This window comes from Devosia oryziradicis (genome assembly GCF_016698645.1).
Taxonomy (GTDB): domain Bacteria; phylum Pseudomonadota; class Alphaproteobacteria; order Rhizobiales; family Devosiaceae; genus Devosia; species Devosia oryziradicis.
In genome coordinates, this window is the sequence record NZ_CP068047.1 from 3,431,611 (window position 1) to 3,452,724 (window position 21,114).

General features: G+C 64.1%; 18 protein-coding genes. 7 read left to right on the plus strand and 11 right to left on the minus strand.

The features are described from left to right. From yjfF to JI749_RS17075, 5 genes are all read right to left on the minus strand, one after another. Nucleotides 1-978, minus strand: coding sequence for a galactofuranose ABC transporter, permease protein YjfF (gene yjfF / locus JI749_RS17055; protein WP_201656751.1), 978 nt, complete (start codon nucleotides 976-978; stop codon nucleotides 1-3). Further along, a complete protein-coding gene (locus JI749_RS17060) occupies nucleotides 975-1,979 on the minus strand; it encodes an ABC transporter permease (protein WP_201656754.1) in 1,005 nt (334 codons plus the stop codon). Before JI749_RS17060 ends, yjfF begins: the two co-directional genes overlap by 4 nt. After that, nucleotides 1,976-3,493, minus strand: a complete 1,518-nt coding sequence (locus JI749_RS17065) for a sugar ABC transporter ATP-binding protein (RefSeq protein ID WP_201656757.1) — start codon at nucleotides 3,491-3,493, stop codon at nucleotides 1,976-1,978. The genes JI749_RS17060 and JI749_RS17065 overlap by 4 nt, the downstream gene beginning before the upstream one ends. A gap of 171 nt (nucleotides 3,494-3,664) precedes the next feature. Beyond that, on the minus strand, nucleotides 3,665-4,639 hold the full coding sequence (gene ytfQ / locus JI749_RS17070; RefSeq protein ID WP_201656760.1) for a galactofuranose ABC transporter, galactofuranose-binding protein YtfQ: 975 nt from the start codon (nucleotides 4,637-4,639) through the stop codon (nucleotides 3,665-3,667). 144 nt (nucleotides 4,640-4,783) lie between these two features. Beyond that, a complete protein-coding gene (locus tag JI749_RS17075) occupies nucleotides 4,784-5,455 on the minus strand; it encodes a class I SAM-dependent methyltransferase (RefSeq protein WP_201656763.1) in 672 nt (223 codons plus the stop codon). Between the two features lie 88 nt (nucleotides 5,456-5,543). Between JI749_RS17075 and JI749_RS17080 the strand changes: the two genes are divergently transcribed. The 3 genes from JI749_RS17080 to JI749_RS17090 all read left to right on the plus strand — a co-directional run bounded on the left by JI749_RS17080 (nucleotide 5,544) and on the right by JI749_RS17090 (nucleotide 10,145). After that, nucleotides 5,544-6,422 carry a LysR family transcriptional regulator gene (locus JI749_RS17080; protein ID WP_201656765.1) on the plus strand — a complete coding sequence of 293 codons (879 nt, stop codon included), beginning with the start codon at nucleotides 5,544-5,546 and terminating at the stop codon, nucleotides 6,420-6,422. Between the two features lie 90 nt (nucleotides 6,423-6,512). Beyond that, nucleotides 6,513-8,135, plus strand: coding sequence for an ABC-F family ATP-binding cassette domain-containing protein (locus JI749_RS17085; RefSeq protein WP_201656768.1), 1,623 nt, complete (start codon nucleotides 6,513-6,515; stop codon nucleotides 8,133-8,135). A 117-nt stretch (nucleotides 8,136-8,252) separates the two neighbouring features. Next, entirely contained in the window at nucleotides 8,253-10,145 is a 1,893-nt protein-coding gene (locus JI749_RS17090) for a diguanylate cyclase (protein WP_201656772.1), read from the plus strand. Here the strand turns inward: JI749_RS17090 and JI749_RS17095 are convergent, their stop codons facing one another. The 4 genes from JI749_RS17095 to JI749_RS17110 all read right to left on the minus strand — a co-directional run bounded on the left by JI749_RS17095 (nucleotide 10,146) and on the right by JI749_RS17110 (nucleotide 15,650). Continuing rightward, the gene (locus tag JI749_RS17095) at nucleotides 10,146-11,996 is read right to left on the minus strand and encodes a glycosyltransferase family 2 protein (RefSeq protein WP_201656775.1); all 1,851 of its coding nucleotides are present in this window, start codon (nucleotides 11,994-11,996) and stop codon (nucleotides 10,146-10,148) included. Nucleotides 11,997-12,257: 261 nt separating this feature from the next. Next, nucleotides 12,258-13,289, minus strand: a complete 1,032-nt coding sequence (locus JI749_RS17100; RefSeq protein ID WP_407644893.1) for an Hsp33 family molecular chaperone — start codon at nucleotides 13,287-13,289, stop codon at nucleotides 12,258-12,260. Between the two features lie 109 nt (nucleotides 13,290-13,398). Then, nucleotides 13,399-14,331, minus strand: coding sequence for an ornithine carbamoyltransferase (gene argF / locus JI749_RS17105; protein WP_201656778.1), 933 nt, complete (start codon nucleotides 14,329-14,331; stop codon nucleotides 13,399-13,401). 119 nt (nucleotides 14,332-14,450) lie between these two features. Beyond that, a complete protein-coding gene (locus JI749_RS17110; RefSeq protein ID WP_201656781.1) occupies nucleotides 14,451-15,650 on the minus strand; it encodes an aspartate aminotransferase family protein in 1,200 nt (399 codons plus the stop codon). 370 nt (nucleotides 15,651-16,020) lie between these two features. Here JI749_RS17110 and JI749_RS17115 point away from each other — a divergent pair, with 370 nt between their 5' ends. Both JI749_RS17115 and JI749_RS17120 read left to right on the plus strand, forming a co-directional pair. Then, complete coding sequence (locus JI749_RS17115; protein WP_233280955.1) at nucleotides 16,021-16,593, plus strand: GcrA family cell cycle regulator; 573 nt, start codon at nucleotides 16,021-16,023, stop codon at nucleotides 16,591-16,593. A 90-nt stretch (nucleotides 16,594-16,683) separates the two neighbouring features. Continuing rightward, complete coding sequence (locus tag JI749_RS17120; RefSeq protein ID WP_201656787.1) at nucleotides 16,684-17,130, plus strand: VOC family protein; 447 nt, start codon at nucleotides 16,684-16,686, stop codon at nucleotides 17,128-17,130. Here JI749_RS17120 and JI749_RS17125 read toward each other — a convergent pair. Next, complete coding sequence (locus tag JI749_RS17125; RefSeq protein ID WP_201656790.1) at nucleotides 17,127-18,413, minus strand: sensor histidine kinase; 1,287 nt, start codon at nucleotides 18,411-18,413, stop codon at nucleotides 17,127-17,129. The two genes, JI749_RS17120 and JI749_RS17125, sit on opposite strands and share 4 nt — an antisense overlap. A gap of 90 nt (nucleotides 18,414-18,503) precedes the next feature. Between JI749_RS17125 and ppk2 the strand changes: the two genes are divergently transcribed. Further along, a complete protein-coding gene (gene ppk2, locus JI749_RS17130) occupies nucleotides 18,504-19,361 on the plus strand; it encodes a polyphosphate kinase 2 (protein ID WP_233280805.1) in 858 nt (285 codons plus the stop codon). Nucleotides 19,362-19,393: 32 nt separating this feature from the next. On the opposite strand, the gene JI749_RS17135 is transcribed toward ppk2, so the two are convergent. Next, nucleotides 19,394-20,227 carry a MurR/RpiR family transcriptional regulator gene (locus JI749_RS17135; RefSeq protein WP_201656791.1) on the minus strand — a complete coding sequence of 278 codons (834 nt, stop codon included), beginning with the start codon at nucleotides 20,225-20,227 and terminating at the stop codon, nucleotides 19,394-19,396. 77 nt (nucleotides 20,228-20,304) lie between these two features. Here JI749_RS17135 and JI749_RS17140 point away from each other — a divergent pair, with 77 nt between their 5' ends. Further along, nucleotides 20,305-21,090, plus strand: coding sequence for an N-formylglutamate amidohydrolase (locus tag JI749_RS17140; RefSeq protein WP_201656794.1), 786 nt, complete (start codon nucleotides 20,305-20,307; stop codon nucleotides 21,088-21,090). The last annotated feature ends 24 nt before the right edge of the window (nucleotides 21,091-21,114 follow it).

The window sequence follows — 21,114 nt, forward strand, 5'->3', positions numbered from 1 at the left end:
CTACGCTTTCTCGGGCGCCTCTTCTCCGGGAGCGGAGGCGGCAAATATGATGCGCTGCAGCACAATGAACAAGAACAGCAACACACCAATCACGATCTTGGTCCACCAGCTCGACAGCGTGCCGTCGAAGATGATGTAGGTCTGGACCAGGCCAAGCAGCATGACGCCGACGAACGAGCCCAGGATGAAGCCGTAACCGCCCGTCAGCAACGTGCCGCCGATGACCACCGCGCTGATCGCGTCGAGCTCCACGCCCACTGCCGCCAGCGGATAGCCGGCCGATGTGTAGAGTGAAAAGACGATTCCTGCCAAGGCCGCCAGAACGCTCGACAGCATATAAATCTGCACGGTCGTGCGCGCCACTGGCACGCCCATGAGTGAGGCCGAGACGGGATTGCCGCCCAGCGCATAGACATAGGAGCCGAACCGGGTGCGGTGCGCCAGCAGCGCGCCGACCAGGAACACGGCGACCATCAGCAGGCCGATAAAGCTCAGCCGACCGCCACCGGGTAGGCGGATGATGAGATCGGATATGGTGGTGTAGAACTCGTGGTTGATCGGCACCGAATCCTGGGTGATGACCGAAGCACCGCCGCGGGCCAGGAACATGCCGGCCAGGGTCACGATGAAGCTGGGAACCTGCAGGTAGTGGATCGCGGCCCCCATGGCGCCACCAAACAGGGCCGCGATGGCCAGCGCTATGACGAAGGCCACCAGGGGATGCAAACCCATCCACGAAATCAGCACCGCCACCAGCACGCCGGTGAAGCCGATGACGGCCCCCACCGAGAGGTCGATGCCACCCGAGATGATGACGAAGGTCATGCCCACCGCTGCGATGCCCAGGAAGGCATTGTCGGTGAGGAAATTGCCGAGCACGCGGGTGGACAGCATGCCGGGAAACTGCACCACGCTCAGGGCGTAGCAGATCAGAAAGATGACGGCGGTAGCGGCCAGGGGCCGAAGACTGCGTTTCATTTCGGGCCCGCCTGCCTGACGTCGCGTTTGAAGAAGCCGGCTGCGTTGGTCACCAGGGGCGACTGCAGCATAAGGATGAGGATGATCATCCCGGCCTTGACGATGAGGTTGAATTCTGGCCGGAAACCGGAGACCAGGATACCGGTATTCATGGCCTGGATAATAAGGGCGCCGACCACCGCCAGCGGGATCGAGAACTTGCCGCCCAAAAGCGACGTGCCGCCGATGACCACGGCCAGGATGGCATCGAGTTCGAGCCAGAGGCCGGAATTGTTGGCATCGGCGCCGCGGATATCGGCGGCCACGATGATGCCGGCGACGGCGGCGCAGAAGCCGCTCAGCGCATAGACCAGCATCAGCAGCATGCGGCTATGGATGCCGGCCAGCGAAGCGGCCGCGCGGTTGACGCCGATGGCCTGGACGAAAAGGCCGATCGCGGTGCGCCGCACCAGCAGCGTCACCAGGATCATCAGCACCAGCGCAATGACCGCGGCCATGGGGAAACCGAGGAATGATCCCGTGCCGATGAAGATCAGCGAGGGTTCGTTGAAGGTGACGATATAGCCTTCGGTAATGAGCTGGGCGATGCCGCGCCCGGCCACCATCAGCACGAGCGTCGCAATGATGGGCTGGATATCGAGCACGGCGACGAGGAACCCGTTCCACAGGCCGCAGACCAGGCCGACCGCGAGCGCAGCTACGACCGCGATGGGCGTCGGATAACCGGCAACCACCATGGTGGCGGCGACGGCGCCGCAGACGGCCATGATGGCGCCCACCGACAAGTCCACGCCCTTGGTGGCGATGACGCCGGTCATGCCGATGGCAAGGATCGCTACCGGCGCACCGCGATTGAGCACGTCGATCAGGCTGCCGAACAGGCGCCCATCCTGCCAGGAGATGCGGAAGAAGCTGGGGAACAGCATCCAGTTGATCAGCAGGACGGCAATCAGGGCCAGGAGTTGCGGATTGGCAAGGCGTTCGAGATGGAGCCGTTTCATGCCACGGCCTCATCATTGTAGTTGGCGATGGCCTGCACGATCACTCCGGGGTTGATGTTCTTGCCGCGCAGCTCGGCGACCATTTCGCGATCGCGCATCACCACGATGCGCGAGCTGTAGGCGACGACCTCGTCCAGTTCGGACGAAATGACCAGCATGGCCATGCCGTCTTCGCGCAGGCGGTTGATGGTGCGGACGATTTCGGCATGGGCGCCGACGTCGATGCCGCGGGTGGGTTCGTCCAGAATAAGGAAAGCCGGATCGGTGGCCAGCCAGCGCGACAGGATCACCTTCTGCTGGTTGCCGCCCGAAAGGAGCTTGACCGCCATGTCGAGCGACGCCGCGCGGATGTCCATGGCCTCGCCGAAGCGGCCGGCGATTTCGAGCTGCTCGTCGCGATTGAGCGCCTTGAACCAGCCCAGCTTGCCCTGGAGCGCGATGACGATGTTCTCGCGCACGCTGAGGTCGCCGAGAATACCTTCGGCCTTGCGATCCTCGGGGCAGAAGCCGAAGCCCAGCTTGATGGCGTCGGTGGTCTTGCGAATGGCGGTAGCTATGCCGTTGACGGCCACCGTCCCCTGGTCGGCCGGGTCGCGCCCAAACATGATGCGCGCCATTTCCGTGCGGCCGGAGCCGAGCAGTCCGGCGACGCCGACCACCTCACCCTTGTGGATGGTGAGATCGAAGGGCTGCACGCTGCGCTTCTTGCCATAGGATTTGAACTCGACCAGCACCTCGTCCGGATTTTCGCTCGGCTCCACATCGGTGGCGCCGGAAAAGGCGATGTCCTTGCCCAGCATGAGGCGCACGACATCGGTACGGCTGAGGGTGGTGAGGTCGCGCGTTTCGATCAGCCTGCCGTTGCGCAGCACGGTGACGCGGTCGGAAATGGCGAAGACCTGGTCGAGGAAATGGGTGATGAAGATGATGGCGAGGCCCCTGGCCTTGAGGCCGCGTACCACTTCGAACAGGCGCTCGACCTCGTTGCGGTCGAGGCTGGCCGTGGGTTCGTCCAGGATCAGCACCTTGCCCGACAGCTGGACGGCGCGGGCGATGGCGACGATCTGCTGCACGGCGACCGAATGGGTGCCCAACTCGCTCGATGGGTCGATATGGAGGTCGTAGTTTGCCAGCAGCGCGCGGGCATCGGCTTCCATCTTGCGGAAATCGACAAAACCGAAGCGGCGCGGCTGGTGACCCAGGAACAGGTTCTCGGCCACCGAGCGGTTGGGCAGGAGGTTGACCTCCTGGTACACCGTGCCGATGCCGAAGGTCTGGGCGTGGAGGGGATTGTCGAGCGACACCTTGGTGCCATCGACATATACGCCGCCGCCATCGGGCTGGTAGGCGCCGGTCAGGATCTTGATGAGGGTGGATTTGCCCGCGCCGTTCTCGCCCAGAAGGGCGTGGACTTCGCCAGCGCGCAACCCGAAGTCGACGCCATCGAGGGCGACGTGGTTGCCGAAAATCTTGAGGACGCCGCGTGCTTCCAGCACGTATTCGCCGTCTGCCATGTTGCCGCTCCCCCTTGGTGACCACCGAGCGATCAGTCGACACCCCTCCCCCTTGTGGGGAGGGATCAAGGGAGGGGGTGCGAGAGCCCCGATATCGTGGCTATCAACACCCCCTCCCAACCTCCCCCATCAAGGGGGAGGTGCCGTCCGGTGGCAAGTCTTAATCCGAGCTCAGTAGCCCAGGCCCTTGCGGCGATCATATTCGCCCTGCGGATCGTCGGCAGGGGTGTAGAGCTTGGACTCGGTGATGATGAACTTTTCCGGCTCGGTGCCGTCAGCCAGGTAGGCCGACAGAGCCGCGAAGGCCGGGCCGGCCATGTCGGGGGTCAGTTCAACGGTCGCGTTGGCTTCGCCGGCAGCCATGGCGGCGAAGATATCGGGCACTGCGTCGATCGAAACGACCTTGATGTCGGTGCCGGGCTTGAGGCCGGCATCTTTGATCGCCTGGATGGCGCCAACGGCCATGTCGTCATTGTGGGCGTAGACAGCGCAGATGTCGGCGCCGTTGTTGGACGACTTGATGAAGGCTTCCATGACTTCCTTGCCCTTGGCGCGGGTGAAGTCACCGGTCTGGCTCTGCGCGATCACGATATTGGCGTGGCCGGCAATGGCTTCTTCAAAGCCCTTCTTGCGGTTGATCGCCGGGGTCGAGCCGACGGTGCCCTGCAGTTCGACGACATTGCAGTCAGCGTCGCCGACTTCCTTGACCAGCCATTCGCCGGCCACGCGACCTTCCAGAACCTGGTCGGACGCGACGGAGGTCAGGTAGAGGTCTTCGGGGGCATCGACGCCGCGGTCGAGCAGCATGACAGGGATTTCGGCTTCCTTGGCTTCGGTCAGCACGTCTTCCCAGCCGGTGGCGACAACGGGGGCGACCAGGATGGCGTCAACGCCCTGAGCGATGAAGCCGCGGATGGCCTTGATCTGGTTTTCCTGCTTCTGCTGCGCGTCGGCAAACTTGAGGTCGATGCCGAGGGCTTCGGCCTGCTGCTTGGTGACCGACGTTTCGGCAGCGCGCCAGCCCGATTCCGAACCGATCTGGCTGAAGCCGATGGTCAGGCCCTTGAGGTTTTCCTGGGCGATGCTGACAGAAGTCAAAGCGGTAGCGAGGCTCGCCGCGATGGCGAGCTTGGAGATAAGGGTCACGATGTCCTCCCAATGTGGACGCCGCGGCGTATTCACCTGCGACGATGGGCAGACGCTATATAAAGTACTATTATATGTAAATAGGGAAAGCGCGGCGGTGGAACTTGTGGTCCCGACCGCACTAATCAACTGATTTTTCTTATGTCAGCGCTGAACGATAGCTCGATCAGTTTTGGCCTCCTCTGTGCTGTTCGAGGGAGAATGGGCGCGTGCGATGATGAAGACGGCCTTTCCCTTGCCGGGCTGCCACTGCTCCTCGACGATGAATCCGGCCCCTCGAATGCTGGCCACGAGGTCGCTGGTCGTCATGACGTCAAGTTGCGGGAGGAGGCCCAGTGACTTGCCCAGAGGGGCGATGAACTTGAATGCGGCCGCCGTATCGCCAAGACAGGTCGTGCTGCTGATGAACAGCCCGCCAGGCTTGAGCAAGCGGAACACCTTGGCGATGACGGCATCCTTGTCGGCCAGCAAGTGCAGGATGCTGAGGCCGAGGATCACGTCGAAGCTGTTGTCCTGGGCTGTGAAGCCGGTGATGTCGGCCTGCGCGAAGCTGACATTAGACACCCCTGCCCTTGCAGCCTTGTCGCGGGCAATGGCCAGCATGGCGGCCGAGAAGTCGATGGCCGTAACGTGCCGGACGTATGGCGCGTGATGAATGGCGGTCCCACCAGTGCCGCAGCCGAATTCCATCACTTCCATGTCGGGCTGCAGATAGCCGCGCGTGATCTGCAGCTTGCGCTGATACGCCGCCTCGTCGGCGATCGGCTGGCGCGCATAGCGGTCGGCCAACCTGTCCCAGAACCTGTCTTCGCCCATGTCCCACTCCTCAAATCTAAAAGCAGGATAGGGAGCAATGCCGTGAAACAAAATTGCAGAAATTCGTACGAGGAATATACGTGGGTGCATGAATTCGCACTATCCCGACTGGAACCAGCTGCACGCCTTTCTCGCCACCGTCGAGACCGGCTCGCTGTCGGCCGCCGCACGGGAGCTTGGCCTCACTCAACCTACGGTGGGCCGCCAGGTAGCCGCGCTGGAACAGGACCTGGGCGTGATGCTGTTCGAGCGGGTCGGGCGTTCGCTGAGCCTGACCGCGGCGGGCCGCGAGCTGTTCGAGTCGGCGCGCTCAATGAGCGAGGCCGCCAGCCGGCTCACGCTCATCGCCTCCGGCCAGTCGCAATCGATCGAGGGCCTGGTGCGCATCACCGCCAGCGACATCGTCGCCGCCTATACGCTGCCGCCTATCCTCAAGAGCCTGCATGAGGCGGCGCCCGGGATCGAGATCGAAATCATCGCCGCCAACGACGTCCGCGACCTGATGCGCCGCGAAGCCGACATCGCCATCCGCCACGTCCCGCCCGAACAACCGGACCTCATCGCCCGGCGCTGTCGCGGCACCACCGCGCGCCTCTACGCTGCCACGGACTACCTCGATGCCCAAGGCCGACCTAACACCGGCGCCGCGCTCGCCGAGGCCGACTTCATTGGCTATTCGGCAACCGATGGCCTGGTGGGCGAGCTCAATGCCCGCGGCGTGCCGGTGACGCGGCGCAACTTCCGCTGGACCACCGGCAGCGTGGTGACTGCCTGGGAAATGATCCGGCAAGGCCTGGGGATTGGCGTGATGTTCCGCGACGCCGCCGAAGGCGTCGAGGGCATCGAGCCGGTCTTGCCGGAGCTGCCGCCCTTCGAGGTGCCGATCTGGCTGGCGGTGCATCGCGAGCTCCATACCAGCCGCCGCATCCGGCTGGTCTTCGATCACCTGGCTGCGGCGCTGGGCTGATCGCATGCCTCCTGTGACACCGGCAGCCTTGCGCCCCGGGGCCAGCAATGCTTTACGGGCGCACTCCCGCGTACAGGAACGTCCCCCGGCATGATCCGTCTTGAATCCATCGGCAAGCAGAACGGCAAGCAGATTGTCTTCATCGACGCATCGGCGACCCTGCTCAAGGGCGAGAAGGTGGGCCTGGTCGGCCCCAATGGCGCCGGCAAGACCACTTTGTTCCGCATGATTACCGGCGAGGAACAGCCCGACGAGGGCCAGGTGTCGGTCGATCGCGGCACGAGCATCGGCTATTTCAGCCAGGATGTCGGCGAGATGAGCGGCCGTCCTGTCGTTGCCGAGGTGATGGACGGCGCCGGCCCGGTCAGCGCGCTCATCGCGGAGATGCGGGCGCTCGAAGCCGATATGGGCGACCCCGACAAGGCCGGCCAGATGGACGCCATCATCGAGCGCTACGGCGAAGTGCAGCACCAGTTCGAAGAACTCGACGGTTATTCGCTCGATGGTCGCGCCCGCGAAGTGCTCGATGGCCTGGGCTTCTCGCAGGCCATGATGGATGGCGATGTCGGCGCGCTCTCGGGCGGCTGGAAGATGCGCGTGGCGCTGGCCCGCATCCTGCTCATGCGCCCCGATGCCCTGCTGCTCGACGAACCGAGCAACCACCTCGACCTCGAGTCGCTGATCTGGCTGGAAGATTTCCTGCAGAACTATTCGGGCGCCCTGTTCATGACCTCGCATGACCGCGAATTCATGAACCGCATCTGCACAAAGATCATCGAGATCGATGCGGGGTCGCTGACCACCTATTCGGGCAACTATGAATTCTACCAGGCCCAGCGCGCCATTGCCGAGAAGAACCAGCAGGCGCAATTCGAGCGCCAGCAGGCCATGCTGGCCAAGGAGCTCGACTTCATCGCCCGCTTCAAGGCGCGCGCGAGCCATGCCGCGCAGGTGCAGAGCCGGGTCAAGAAGCTTGACAAGATCGACCGGGTCGAGCCGCCCAAGCGGCGCCAGACGGTCGAGTTCGAATTCCGCCCTGCCCCGCGCTCGGGCGAAGACGTGGCCCTGCTCAAGGGTGTTTCCAAGAGCTATGGCGACCGCACCATCTATGACGGGCTCGATTTCCATGTGCGCCGTCGCGAGCGCTGGTGCATCATGGGCGTGAACGGCGCCGGCAAGTCGACCTTGCTCAAGCTGGTCACCGGCACGGCCGACCCCGATACCGGCACGGTAACGCGTGGCCCCTCGGTCAAGATGGCCTATTTCGCCCAGCATGCCATGGATGTGCTCGACGGTGAGCTGACCGTGTTCCAGCAGCTCGAGAGCAGTTTCCCCCAGGCTGGCCAGGCGCCGCTGCGGGCACTGGCAGGGTGCTTCGGTTTTTCGGGCGACGAGATCGACAAGAAGTGCCGCGTGCTGTCGGGTGGCGAAAAAGCCCGGCTGGTGATGGCGATGATGCTGTTCGATCCGCCGAATTTCCTGGTGCTGGACGAACCGACCAACCACCTCGACATCGCCACTAAGGAAATGCTGATCAGCGCGCTCAGCCAGTATGAAGGCACCATGCTGTTCGTCAGCCACGACCGCCATTTCCTGGCGGCGCTCAGCAACCGCGTGCTGGAGCTGACGCCAGAGGGCGTGCATGTCTATGGCGGCGGCTACACCGAATATGTGCAATCGACCGGCCACGAGGCGCCTGGCCTGCGCAGCTAACGAGGTGCTGACGGCAAGCGGATGAATGTCGCTTTCCGATTCAGGATTGGACAACGCTTCGCTGATACTTCTGGGAGGTCCATGGGGCAGACGGCCCCGGCCTGACAGGAGGCCTGATTGACGTCATCATGGCAGATGCTGGCTGGCAATCTTGCCGTCGTCGCTCTGTTTGTCCTTGCATGGGCCCATGCCCGTTTCTGGCTGCGGGGGGTGCCCGGCGCCGTCCGCGCCGCCCTGTTCGGCCTGTGCATGGGCATGGGCGCGGTCAGCACCATGCTGATGTCTGCCGAAGTTACTCCGGGCCGCTTCCTCGACCTGCGCCTGTCACTGGTGGCGGTTTCCGCGTTCTTCGGCGGACCACTGGCCGGTCTGATCACGCTTCTCATGTCATTGACCTATCGGGCGATCATGGGCGGGGCCGGCGCCCTGCCAGCCATGGCGACCATGATCGTGGTGGCATTTATGGGTTTGGGGTTCCGCTTCCTTGTCAGCGGGAGGACCATCACCGTCTGGCACGCCCTGGGCCTGGGTGTGGCGACCGCGATGGCTTCGACCGTGAGCGCCGTCCTCCAGCAAACCGCCAACCCGCAGAACCTGGTGCCGTTGGCAGTGCTCAATACCATTGCCATCATGCTGGCCAGCGTGATTTTCCTCCATGCCCGCCGGTTCGCAGCCGAGCATGACCTACTGGCAGCCGCCCTGGCCCAGTCGCCCGACTACAACTACATCAAGGATCGCAACGGTCGCTTCGCTGCGGTCAACGAGCGGGTGGCAAGGCTGCACGGATTTTCCGATCCGGGTGAGATGATCGGCAAATCCGATTTCGACATCACCACGCCTGAGCGAGCCGAGGCGCTGTTCGCAGCCGAGCAGAGCCTCATCGAGCGGCGAGAGCCGCAGGTCGAGTTCGAGGAGGCGCTGGTCGACGAGACCGGTAACGAGCGATGGTTTGCCACCGCCAAGGTGCCGCTGCATTCGGCCAATGGCGAAATGATCGGCATTGCCGGCGTCACCCGCGACATCACCGCGGACCGCCAGTTGCAGCAGGATCTGATCGACAGCCGCAATACGCTGTCCTACGCGCTGGCGGAAATGTCGGATGGCCTGGCCATGTTCGACCGCCAGGGCAATATCATCCTGTGCAACGAGCAGTATAGCGCCAGTTTTCCCTATACCAGCCACCTCCGCCGGGCCGGCGCCAACCTGCGTGACGTCCTGCAGGAGGTGGTCAAGACCGGCGAGCAACTCAATGTTCCCGCCGGCCAGGAGCGGGCCTGGATGGACCAGATCCTCGCCAACCTCCACCGCGAGACGGAAGAAGAGGTCAACCTGTTCGACGGACGATGGCTGCAGTTGCGCACCCGTCCGACCAGCGAAGGCAAGACCCTGGTCGTGGTAACAGATGTGACCCGGCTCAAGACCACCGAGCTCGCGCTGCATTCTGCCGCCGATCAGCTCAAGCACCTGGTCCGCACCGACGGCCTGACGGGCCTGCTCAACCGCCGCGCCTTCGACGAGGTGATGGAAACCGAGATTGCCCGCAGCGCGCGCGCCGCGCTGCCGATGAGCCTGCTGCTGATCGATGTCGACCGCTTCAAGGCCTATAACGACGAATACGGCCACCCGGCCGGCGACGAGGCGCTCAAGCTGGTGGCCAGGCACCTTCGCGGTGCGCTGAAGCGACCCGCCGACGCGGCGGCGCGATATGGTGGCGAGGAATTTGCCGCCATCCTGCCCGATACCGACGAAGACGGTGCCTACCTGGTTGCCGAGGCTTTCCGGCGGTCACTCGCCGAGGCCAAGTTGCCTCATCGCGGCAGCGAGCGGCGCTTCCTGACGGCAAGCGTTGGTGTCGCCACCTACATGCAGGACAATCTCCATCGCAGCGCGGCCGAACTCATCCAGACTGCCGATGAGGCGCTCTACAGCGCCAAGGCTGCCGGCCGCGACCGCGTGTTCGGCACGCGTGTCGCCGGCAACCAGCGCAAATACGGCACGCTCAGCCGGTAGCTAGTCGAGCTGATCGGCACGCCTGCCCCACCAGCGGGCTTGCCGCCTCCAATGCATTCGCGGCCGGTCGATCGGCCGATGCGGCGACTTGAACCAGTAAAAGGGGCGCCAGAGGAGTTCGATGGCGGCGCGAAGGGTCGCATAGCCCATCAACAGCCAGTAGACCGGCAGGCCTGCCTGGGCGGGCAGCAGCGCCATCCTGCCAAGCCTGAGCAGGCCAAGCACCGTCATGGCCAGGGCGCTGCCATAGCCCAGCGCCAGCACCGCTATATAAAACGCGCTCCATACGTCGCTGTCGAACCAACCCAGCCCGGCAAAGCCGCGTATCAGCAGCACAATGGCAAAGCCGCAATGCAGCATCGGCGCCAGGATCATGCCAAGCAGCAGGGCCTCGACCACCAGGAAAGATGGCAAGCCCATCTCGGCGATCAGCCGGCCAGGATCGCGATTGTGCACGATAAAGGTCTGCATCCAGCCCTTCATCCAGCGGGTACGCTGACCGATCCACGGCCCGAGCTGGGTCGGCGCCGTCTCGCGCGTCGCCGAGGCCAGCACGTCGACCCGGAGTTTCCGCCGCGCCAGGCGAAGGCCGAGATCGGCATCCTCGGTGACATTGTAGGCGTCCCAGCCACCCAGCTCGCGCAGGGCCCTGAGCCGGAAATGGTTGGAGGTTCCGCCCAGCGGCATGGGCAGGCGCCAGCGGGCCAGCGCTGGCAGCAGCACCAGGAACAGGCCGGCATATTCACCGGCAAACAAGGCCGCCAGCCAGTTGCGGCGATTATTGTCGATCACCAGGCTCGCCTGCAGGCAGACCAGGTCGTCATCGTCGCGAAAGCGCAGCGCGGCCTTCCATAGCTGATCGGGATCGGGCACGTCCTCGGCATCGAAGACAACGACATGCTCACCCCGGCACAGCGGCAGGGCAAAGTCGAGCGCCTTGGGCTTGGTGCGGGGCATGGCGTCGGGCACCGTCACCAGCGAAAAGCGGGGATCGGCCAGACCGGCGCGGACCGCCTTTATGGTTTCGACCGAGCGCGCCTCCACCACGAATTTGATATCCAGACGCTCGGCCGGATAGTCCAGCGCGGCCATGGCGGCATAGAGCTGGGGGACCATGCCGGCCTCGTTGTGCAGCGGGATCAGCACCGAGTAATCGGGCAATTCCTCGTCGGGCGGGCGCCGGGCCGCCGGGGGTGGCTTGACCGGGGTGAACATCGCGCCAAGGCGGATGGCGGCGGGCAAGACCAGCATGACGAAAGCCAGCGGCAGCAACCAAAGCTGCGCGACGAACGGCGCCAGCAGCAACATGCAAGACAGCAGCGCCAGCGCGGACACAAAGCCGGTGCGCGCCAACCGCGTGAGTTCCAGACTGGCCGAGGCATAGGGCCAACGCCGCGCCAGTTCCTGGCGGGCCGCGTCGATCAGCGCAGGGCCTGCCGCCTCGGCCAGATACTCGCGCAGCGCCGGCTCGGGCACGAAGAACAACAGGTTGGCAAGCCGCGGCGTGACGCTGCGCTTGTGCTTGAGGCGGATGACCTCGAAGAATTCGGGCGCGGTGAAGGCCACCTCGCGGTCGAACAATTGCACGCGAAGCATCCGAATGCTGGCGAGAGCCTCGAGCCGGGTTGGTTGCGCATCACCCATGACGCCAGGTGGCACTCGCTCATAAAAGGCGTAGCCGGCCCAGCTGGCGGCCCGCTCCATGACCAGGTCGGTGCCAAGACCCAGCGTGGCGGCGCAATAGCGCAGCACGTCCACTTCGCGTTCGAGCGCGGCCTCCAGCACCCGCAGGGCGCGGGCATCGTCACGCTCGCCGAGAATGGCCTGGGTTAGGTCCAGCGCATCGGACATGGTCGAGGACCTCGATCAGCGCTGGCGCCTCGACCATCGACCCACCAAGACCCAAATTGCCATGTCTATCCGCATGACCCTGCCCCCCAGCAAGAGACGGCCTGCACCAGGGGCGCAGACCTCGCGGGATCGATACTGGTATGGATTTGAATAAAAAGCCAGTTCGGCCAGGCCGATACTATGGCGTGCGGGACGATCGAGTGGAAATGCTTGGCGTGCCAGGATGGGAACGGCGGCCGGGCCGGCAGCCGTTCCCGATACTCAGTGCTTGGCGTTGAACTGATGCGGGTTGAACCGATAGGCGGTCGAACAGAACTCGCAGACCACTTCGATCTCGCCGTCGACTGCCATTTCCTCGCGATCCTCGGCGGTGAAGCTGGTGGCCAGCATGTCCTCGATACGATCGGCCGAGCAGGTGCAGCGCTCGACGACAGGCAGCGGCGTGAACACCCGTACGCCGGTCTCGTGGTAGAGCCGGAACAGCAGGCGTTCCGAACTCAGGTCCGGGTCCGCCAGTTCGAGATCGTCCAGCGTTGCCAGGTGCACCTTGGCCTCGTTCCAGCCATCGGCTTCGACGAAATCGGGATCGGCCGTTTCCGGATTGTCGAAATTGCCATCGCCGGGCAAGTCGGCCATCTGCGACATGCCATGCTCGGGCAGATGCTGGATCAGCACGCCGCCGGCGCGCCAATGCGGCCGGTGGTCGCCCTTCCTGGTGAATTCGGCGACGGCAATGCGTACCTGCGTCGGGATCTGCTCGGACTGCATGAAATAGGTGTGCGCCACTTCTTCGAGCGAATTGCCATGCAGGGCCACGATGCCCTGGTAGCGCTCGGTATGAGCACCTTGGTCGATGGTCATCGCCAGGTGGCCATTGCCCAGCAACTCGCTGGGTCTGGTGCGGCCTTCCTCGGCGGCCTTGAGCAGCGCGTCGCGGTCGAAGCGGGCATAGCCGCGCAGCCCGTCCGGTGCGTCGAAGTCGACGACGATCAGGTTGACCGGCCCGTCGGTCTGGGTCTGCATGATGAAACGGCCCTCGAACTTGAGGGACGAGCCAATCAGGGCGGCCAGCACCACGGCCTCGCCGAGCAGGCGAGCAACCGGGGCCGGATAATTGTGGCGGCTGAGGATGGTATCGAGCGCGTCGCCCAGCCGCACGCTGCGGCCGCGGGTATCGAGCTTGTCCAGGGTGAACGGCACCACGGTATCATCGCCGCTTTCCGGCCGGTCGAGCCCCAGGGCACTCATCAGGTTCTCGCTCATGGCAGTCGTATCCGTGGTCATTGTGGTCACGTGGCTTTCGGTAGGCCGATCCTTCGGGCGCCCGGAAAGACCACTGCGTCACTCCCGTCCGGCGGGAGCGACGCAGCGATGGTATCACAGGCGGCTAAAGTCGGACCGACTAATTGGTCTCGACGCCGAAGGCCCAGCACAGGATGGCTTTTTGGGCATGCAGGCGGTTTTCGGCCTCGTCGAACACCACCGACTGGGGACCATCGATTACCTCGTCGGTCACCTCGTCGCCGCGATGGGCGGGCAGGCAGTGCATGAAAAGGGCGTTCTTGTCCGCCAAGGCCATCAAGTTGGTGTTGACCTGGTACGGTTTCAAGACCCGGCGGCGCTCGGCGGCATCCACGTCACCCATGGACACCCAGGTATCGGCCAGGACCAGGTCCGCCCCTTCGACGGCCTCTCGCGGGTCCTCAATGAGCTTCACATATTTGCCGGCGCGGCGGATGTCTTCCATCAGGTCTTTTTCCGGGCTGTATTCATCCGGCACGGCGATGGTCAGTTCGCATTCGAACAGCTCGGCCGCGTTCACCCAGGAATGGAGCACATTGTTGCTGTCACCCACCCAGGCGACCTTGGCGCCCTTGATGGGACCGCGGTGCTCCTCGAACGTCATCAGGTCCGCCATGATCTGGCAGGGATGGGCGCGGCGCGTCAGGCCGTTGATGACGGGGACGGTGGCGCCTTCGGCCAGCTCGAGCAGGTCGGCGTGGCTGAGGATGCGGATCATGATGGCATCGACGTAGCGGCTCATCACCTTGGCCGTATCGGCCAGGGTTTCCTCGCGGCTGAGCTGCATCTCCTGCCCGGAGAGCATGATGGTCTCGCCGCCCAGCTGGCGCATGCCGACGTCGAAGCTGACGCGGGTGCGGGTCGACTGCTTGTCGAAGATCATCGCCAGGACTTTGTCCTTGAGCGGCTGCGGGCGGTGGCCTTCCCTGAGGCCCGCCTTGAGGGAGACTGCGGCATCGAGCATGCCGCGCAGTTCGGGATAGGTGAAATCGTCGATGGAAAGAAAATGCCTTGGGGTGCCGGTCGAGGTCATGGGCCGGGTTCCTTTGTGACGCTATGGATGGTCGATGCGAATGCGCGTTCTCCCCGCCTCAGGGCGGAGGAAACAAACCGCGTCGTCGCCGACCATAATAGCGGACAGCCAGTTTCATTTCAGCCGACTGCCGGAACCGACGCCGTCTCGGCCTCTATGGCGTCGAAGGCGGCGCCGAGCTTGGCCATGGCTTCCTCGATCTCCGCCTCGGTGACGATCAGCGGCGGAATGAGCCGCAATACGTTGTCGCCGGCGCCGATGGCCAGCATGCGGTGATCGTCGCGCAGCCGCGCCACGAAATCCCGTACCGGCGGGGTGATCTTGATGCCGGCAAGCAGACCCTTGCCGCGCAGTTCGAGCACATAGTCGGGATATTTCTGCGCCAGCTGCTGCAGGTGCCAGGCCAGCTTCTGGCCCATCTGGTTGACATGGTCGATGAAGCCGGGCGCCAGGATGCGGTCGAGCACGGCATTGCCCACGGCGGTGGCCAGCGGGTTGCCGCCATAGGTCGAGCCATGCGTGCCCGGCACCATGGACGCGGCAACCTCGCCCTTGGCGAGGCAGGCACCCAGCGGGAAGCCGCCGCCGATGGCCTTGGCCACCGCGACGATATCGGGCGTGATACCGGCCCATTCGAAGGCAAAGAAGCGTCCCGTCCGGCCATAGCCGCACTGCACTTCATCCAGGATCAGCAGCATGCCGTGCTGGTCGCACAGCGCGCGCAGGCCCTGCATGAATTCCGTCGTCATGGCGGTCACGCCGCCCTCGCCCTGCACCGTCTCGATCAGGATGGCGCAGGTCTGGGGAGTGATAAGAGCCTTGACCGCTTCGAGGTCGCCGGGCTTGGTATGCTTGAAACCGGGCATTGGCGGGCCAAAGCCTTCCAGATAGCTCGGATTGCCGCCGGCCGCGATCGTGCCCATGGTACGGCCGTGGAAGGAGCCGGTGAAGGCGATGATTTCGTAGCGATCGGTCTCGCCCTTGGCCCAGAAATAGTGCCGCGCCGTCTTGATGGCGCATTCGAGCGCCTCGGCCCCCGAATTAGTGAAGAACACCGAGTCCGCGAAGGTGGCATCCACCAGCCGCTGGCCCAGCCGTTCCTGCTCGGGAATGGTGAAAACGTTGGACGTGTGCCAGACCTTGTCGGCCGCCGATTTCAGCGCCGTGACGATGTGCTGGTCGCCATGCCCCAGGGCATTGACGGCGATCCCGGAATGGAAATCGAGATAGTCTCGGCCATGCTGGTCATACAGGCGCATGCCCTCGCCCCGCTCGAAAGCGAGATCGGACCGGGCATAGGTGCCGTAGAGCGCAGACATGGACAAATTCCTTCTTCTCTGAGAGCTGAAAAAGACCGTCGCAGCGGAGCGTGACAATACCGCCACAAATGGCAAAAACGCGCTCATTGCGCAGCGCGTTTCTGCGCCAGAGTTAGGCCAATTTCCCCAGCTAAGTCAATGATCGCCGCCCAAGTGCCTGATTTGACTCAAGGATTGTTAGGGCAATTTTAACCAGTGGATTTACGGGGAAAGTTGCCCCCGACTCTTGATCCCGATTCCGCCGATGTCGTAAACTCTGTGGCATTGGGAACACGATATCTCGTGTGGCGGACCCACCTGACATACGACGCCTAGCGTTTATGGCTGCCATGTCTGTTATGGCGGCGCAATGAAGGATTCTGTTTTGACGATGGTTTCAGGAGCACAATCGGCGGGCTGGACTGACGAGCGCGTCGAGACTTTGAAGAAGCTCTGGATGGAGGGCCTGAGTGCCAGCCAGATCGCCGGGGAGCTTGGCGAAGGGGTTACCCGCAACGCCGTCATCGGCAAGGTGCACCGCCTCAAGCTTTCGGCCCGGGCCAAGCCCACCAACTCGACGCCCCGTGCGCGTCCGGCGGCACGTCCGGCACCGCGCCGCGTGGCGAGCCCCTCGGCCGGCATGAGCGGCATGGGTGGCGCCGCCGCCAAGGCCCGCCCGCAGATGGCGGCCTCGCGGCCCCAGTCGATCGGCGCGACCGCGCTGGCCCATGATCCGGAAATGGAGCAGCAGCTCTATGTCGCGCCGGCCGCCGCCGAGCTCTTCATTCCCGAGGACAAGCGCCTGAGCCTGCTGCAGCTCAACGAGCACACCTGCAAGTGGCCGATCGGCGATCCGCTCAGCAAGGACTTCTACTTCTGCGGCCAGCATAGCCTCGAAACCGGCCCCTATTGCGAATTCCACTCGCGCCGGGCCTATCATCAGGTCGACAAGAAGCGGCGTTAGTCGCTGCGAACGAAATAAGAAAGGGCGCCCATGTGGCGCCCTTTTGTCTGGCCAGACCTCTGGCACAGCAAGACAGCGGGAGCGCAGACCATGGCCGTCAAACGCATGGACAATGTCGGCATTGTCGTGGAGGACCTCGACGCCACGATCGCCTTCTTTCGCGAGCTGGGCCTCGAGCTCGAGGGAAAAGGTTCGGTCGAAGGCGAGTGGGCCGGGCGGGTCACGGGTCTGGGCGACCAGCATGTCGAGATTGCGATGATGCGCACGCCCGATGGTCACAGCCGGCTCGAGCTCTCCCGCTTCATCCGGCCATCGGTCGTGGCCGATCACCGGACGGCTCCGGTCAACGCGCTGGGCTATCTGCGCGTCATGTTCGCCGTGGATGATCTCGCAGCGACCCTTGAGCGGTTGCGCCCTCACGGCGCACAACTGGTTGGCGAGGTCGTGAATTATCAGGACGTGTACCTGCTCTGCTACATCCGCGGGCCCGAGGGACTGCTGATCGGGCTTGCCCAGGAACTGGGTGGTGCCGGCTAGGGAAGGAACACGTCCACCCGCATGCCCTCGCCGGGCTGGCTCTTGAAGGAGAGCTGGCCGCGGTGGCGGTTGACGATGTGCTTGACGATGGCCAGACCCAAGCCCGTGCCCTTCTTCTTGCGGCTGGCTTCGGCGTCGATGCGGTAGAAGCGTTCGGTGAGGCGCGGCACGTGCTCGGGCTCGACACCCGGACCATGGTCGATGACCGTCACCTGATGCTGGAAGCCGGGCCGGCCGGCGGGTGCGAGGCTCACCTCGACGAATTTGCCCGAAGCGCCATACTTGACCGCATTGTCCAGGAGGTTTTCGAACACTTCATAGAGCTGGCCACGGTCGCCGGTCGTGGTACTCGGCCCCTCGAAGAGGCTGAGGCGGATTTCGACATCGGCCGCCTTGGCCTGCATCATCAGCCCCTCGCGCACTTCGCGCAGCAGCGCCGCCAGGTCGATGCTGCCGGTGGGGCGAACATGCTGGTGCATCTCGATGCGCGACAGGCTCAAGAGATCATCGATGAGCTTGCTCATGCGCTCGGCCTGGCCGCGCATGATGACGAGAAATTTCTCCCGCGCCGCGGCGTCCTTGGCCGCCGGCCCGAGCAGCGTATCGATGAAGCCGCGCAGCGAGGCCAGCGGCGTGCGCAATTCGTGGCTGGCATTGGCGATGAAATCGGAGCGCAGGGCATCGACGCGCTTGAGCTCGGTGAGGCTCTGAAAGGTCACCACCAACTGCCGGTCTTCATCGGCGAACCAATCGCGCCCTGGCCGCCGCAAGGGGGAAACCACGACCTTGTCCCAGGTTTCGGACGGGATGGTCTCGTGCAGTTCGACCGTACGTACGGCACCATTGCGCATGGCCAGGTCGATGGCGCTGACCAGTTCGGGATTGCGCAGCGAGAAGGTAATGGGATTGCCGTTGCTGAGCGTGGGAAACTGCCGCTGCGCGGCGGCGTTGGCGTGCCGCACGATGCTGCGCCGGTCGAGCACCAGACAGGGATCGGCAAGGGCGTCGGCAAAGGCGATTACGGCGTCCTCGTCATCGGCGGTGGCCAATCGCGACGCAGCCTCGACCGTCTCGGTCACGGTAATGGTGCTGCCGGGCAGGATGACCACGGCCACCAGGATCACCAGGAACCCCAGCACGGCCGCGGGGGTCCCGATTTCACCGAACAGGACGAGTGCCGCAAAGACGCCGAAGATGCCCGCCAGCAGGCTACCCTGTGCGATGACGCGCGCCAGGGCGACTGTCAGCGGGGAGACCGGTCGCGTCGCTGGGAGTTCGTCCATGTTTTGCTTCTGGGAATCAGACAGTTGCGGGGCCCCTTGCGCGCGGGGGCGCCTTCATAGCACGGTGAAGATGACAACGGAGAGACACCAGTGACCGATCCCCTTGATGGCTTCGACCTCGACAATCCCGAACTGCCCAAGGCGATAAAGAAGCATGCAATGGCTTCGGGCGGCTATCCTTACGAGGATAAGCTGGATGGCGATATCTATGAAGCGCAGATGTATGAGCTGCAAAAGCAGCTGGTGATGCTGCAGGCACACCTGGCGGCTTCGGGCGAGCGCATCATGATCGTGTTCGAGGGACGCGACGCCGCCGGCAAGGGCGGCACCATCAAGACGTATCTCGAAAACCTCAATCCGCGCTACAACCTGATCGCCGCCCTGCCTAAGCCAAACGATCGCGAACGCACGCAGTGGTACTTCCAGCGCTATGTGGACTGGTTCCCGGCGGCCGGCGAAACCGTGCTGTTCGACCGCTCCTGGTATAACCGGGCGGGCGTCGAGAAGGTCATGGGCTTTGCCACGCCCGAGCAGACCGAGCATTTCCTCGAGGAAGCGCCGGAATTCGAAAAGCGCATCACGCGTGACGGCATCCACCTGTTCAAGTTCTGGCTGTCGATCGGCCGGGAGATGCAGCTCAAGCGCTTCCACGACCGGCGCCACGATCCACTCAAGGTGTGGAAGCTGTCACCGATCGACATCGAAGCGCTGCACAAGTGGGACGCCTATACCGAGGCGCGCGACGAGATGCTCAAGCGTACCGACTGCCCGCATGCCCCCTGGACCGTCATCCGCGCCAACGACAAGCGCCGCGGCCGCATCAATGTCATCCAGACGGTGCTGGGCAAGCTGGACTTCCCGGGCAAGGACAAGAAGGCCATCGGCGAGGTGGATCCAAAGATCACCTACCAGGCCGAGGATTTTCTGAAGTTGAAGAAGACGGAATGAGCTTGTGCGTGCGGGGGGCCAATGCCTGCCCCCTACGCTCCTTCAATACTCCCCATGCGCTTGCTGGCCGTTGGCCAGCTCAACTCGGTGGTCCGGGCAATCACGGCTTCAATGACGGTGAACAGCGCGCCGTTGGCGTCCCAGGTGCGGCCCATATCGGTCCGGCACGGCAGCACCAGCTTGGCAAAGCGGCTGACCGGGCTCATCCACTCGTCGGTGACCAGCACGATCTGGGCGCGCCGGGCCGCCAGCTCGATCGAGACATCGACCAGCCCGGGATCGTAGCGGCGGACATCGAAGATGATGGCGACGTCACCCGGCTTGACGTCGATGAGCTGGTCGGCGCGCGTCGCGGCCCGGCCGTCCAGGCGTCGCACCCCCTGACGGATCAGCCGCAGATGCGCCTCCATATAGCCGGCGACGAAGTCGGTGAATCGGCCGCCGGCCAGCCAGCACGCCCCCCGGGTGTCGGCCAGCCGCTCGCAGACCTCCTCGAATTCGGAGGCGGGGATGAGCGAGGCCGAGCCGCGCAGGTTTTCGATTTCCTGGGTTACGAAGCGATCGAGAAAGTTATCGCCACTGGGTTGGCTGCCGACCGATTGGCTGCGCTGCAGCGGGGACTTGGAACGTTCGTCGAGTTCCTCGCGCAGGGCGCGCTGGAAATCGGGATAGGACTTGTAGCCCAGCTGGGCAACGAAGCGCAGCACGGTGGCGGAACTGGCGCCGGCCTGTTGGGCAAACTCGGCAACAGGCGCCAGGCCCAGGGTCGGGTATGAGCCGAGCAGGCCACGCGCCGCCCGCTTTTCTGCTGCCGTCAGCCGATGAATGGCGTCGTGGATACGCCCCGCGACCGACTTCCCCTCCATCCGCCCCTCTGAATTTCTGATTTCAGCATTGACAGTTTTAGCCAATGTGGAACTACTGATACAGAAGTTAAGCGGCGATGCGTAGGGGCAAAGTGGATATTGGCGGGCAAAAGGCGGTGCTGGTCTCCAATGCACGAGGGCGCTCGCCCTTCGTCATCGTCTGCGACCATGCCAGCAACCGGATTCCCGAGAAATATGGTGACCTGGGCCTCACTCAGACCGAACGGCTAAGCCACATTGCCTGGGATCCGGGCGCCCTGTCCGTCAGCCGTCGGCTCTCCGAACTGCTTGATGCACCGCTCGTACAGTCGACCGTTTCCCGCCTCATCATCGACTGCAACCGGGATCTCGATGCGCCTGACCTGATCTGGACCTTGTCGGAAGCCACGCGCATCGCGGCCAACGAGAATCTGGATGCCGAGGAGCGGCAGTACCGGATCGAGCATTTCCACAAGCCCTATCACGCCTCCATCGAGACGCTGCTGGAGGCACGGCGCCATGCCGGGCAGGAAACGGTGCTGGTCTGCATGCACTCATTCACGCCGGTCTATCATGGCGTAGCCCGGCCCTGGCCGATCGGGCTGATCCACGGCGTCGACCAGACTTATACCCGCGCGCTGTTCGAGGCCCTGGCGGCGGACGAACCCGGGCTCAATATCGGCTGGAACGAGCCTTACGCCGCGCTTCATGGCGTGACACTGACGCTTGAGCGGCATGGCGACGGCCGCGGGCTCGACGCCACGATGATCGAAATACGCCATGACGAAATTCTCGAACCCGCCGGCGTGACCCTGTGGTCCAACCGGCTGGCCCGTTGTCTCGAAACGGCGCGCCTCGCGCGCAAAGGGGCAATGGCAGTCTAGACTTCACTTGGGGCAACCATTTCA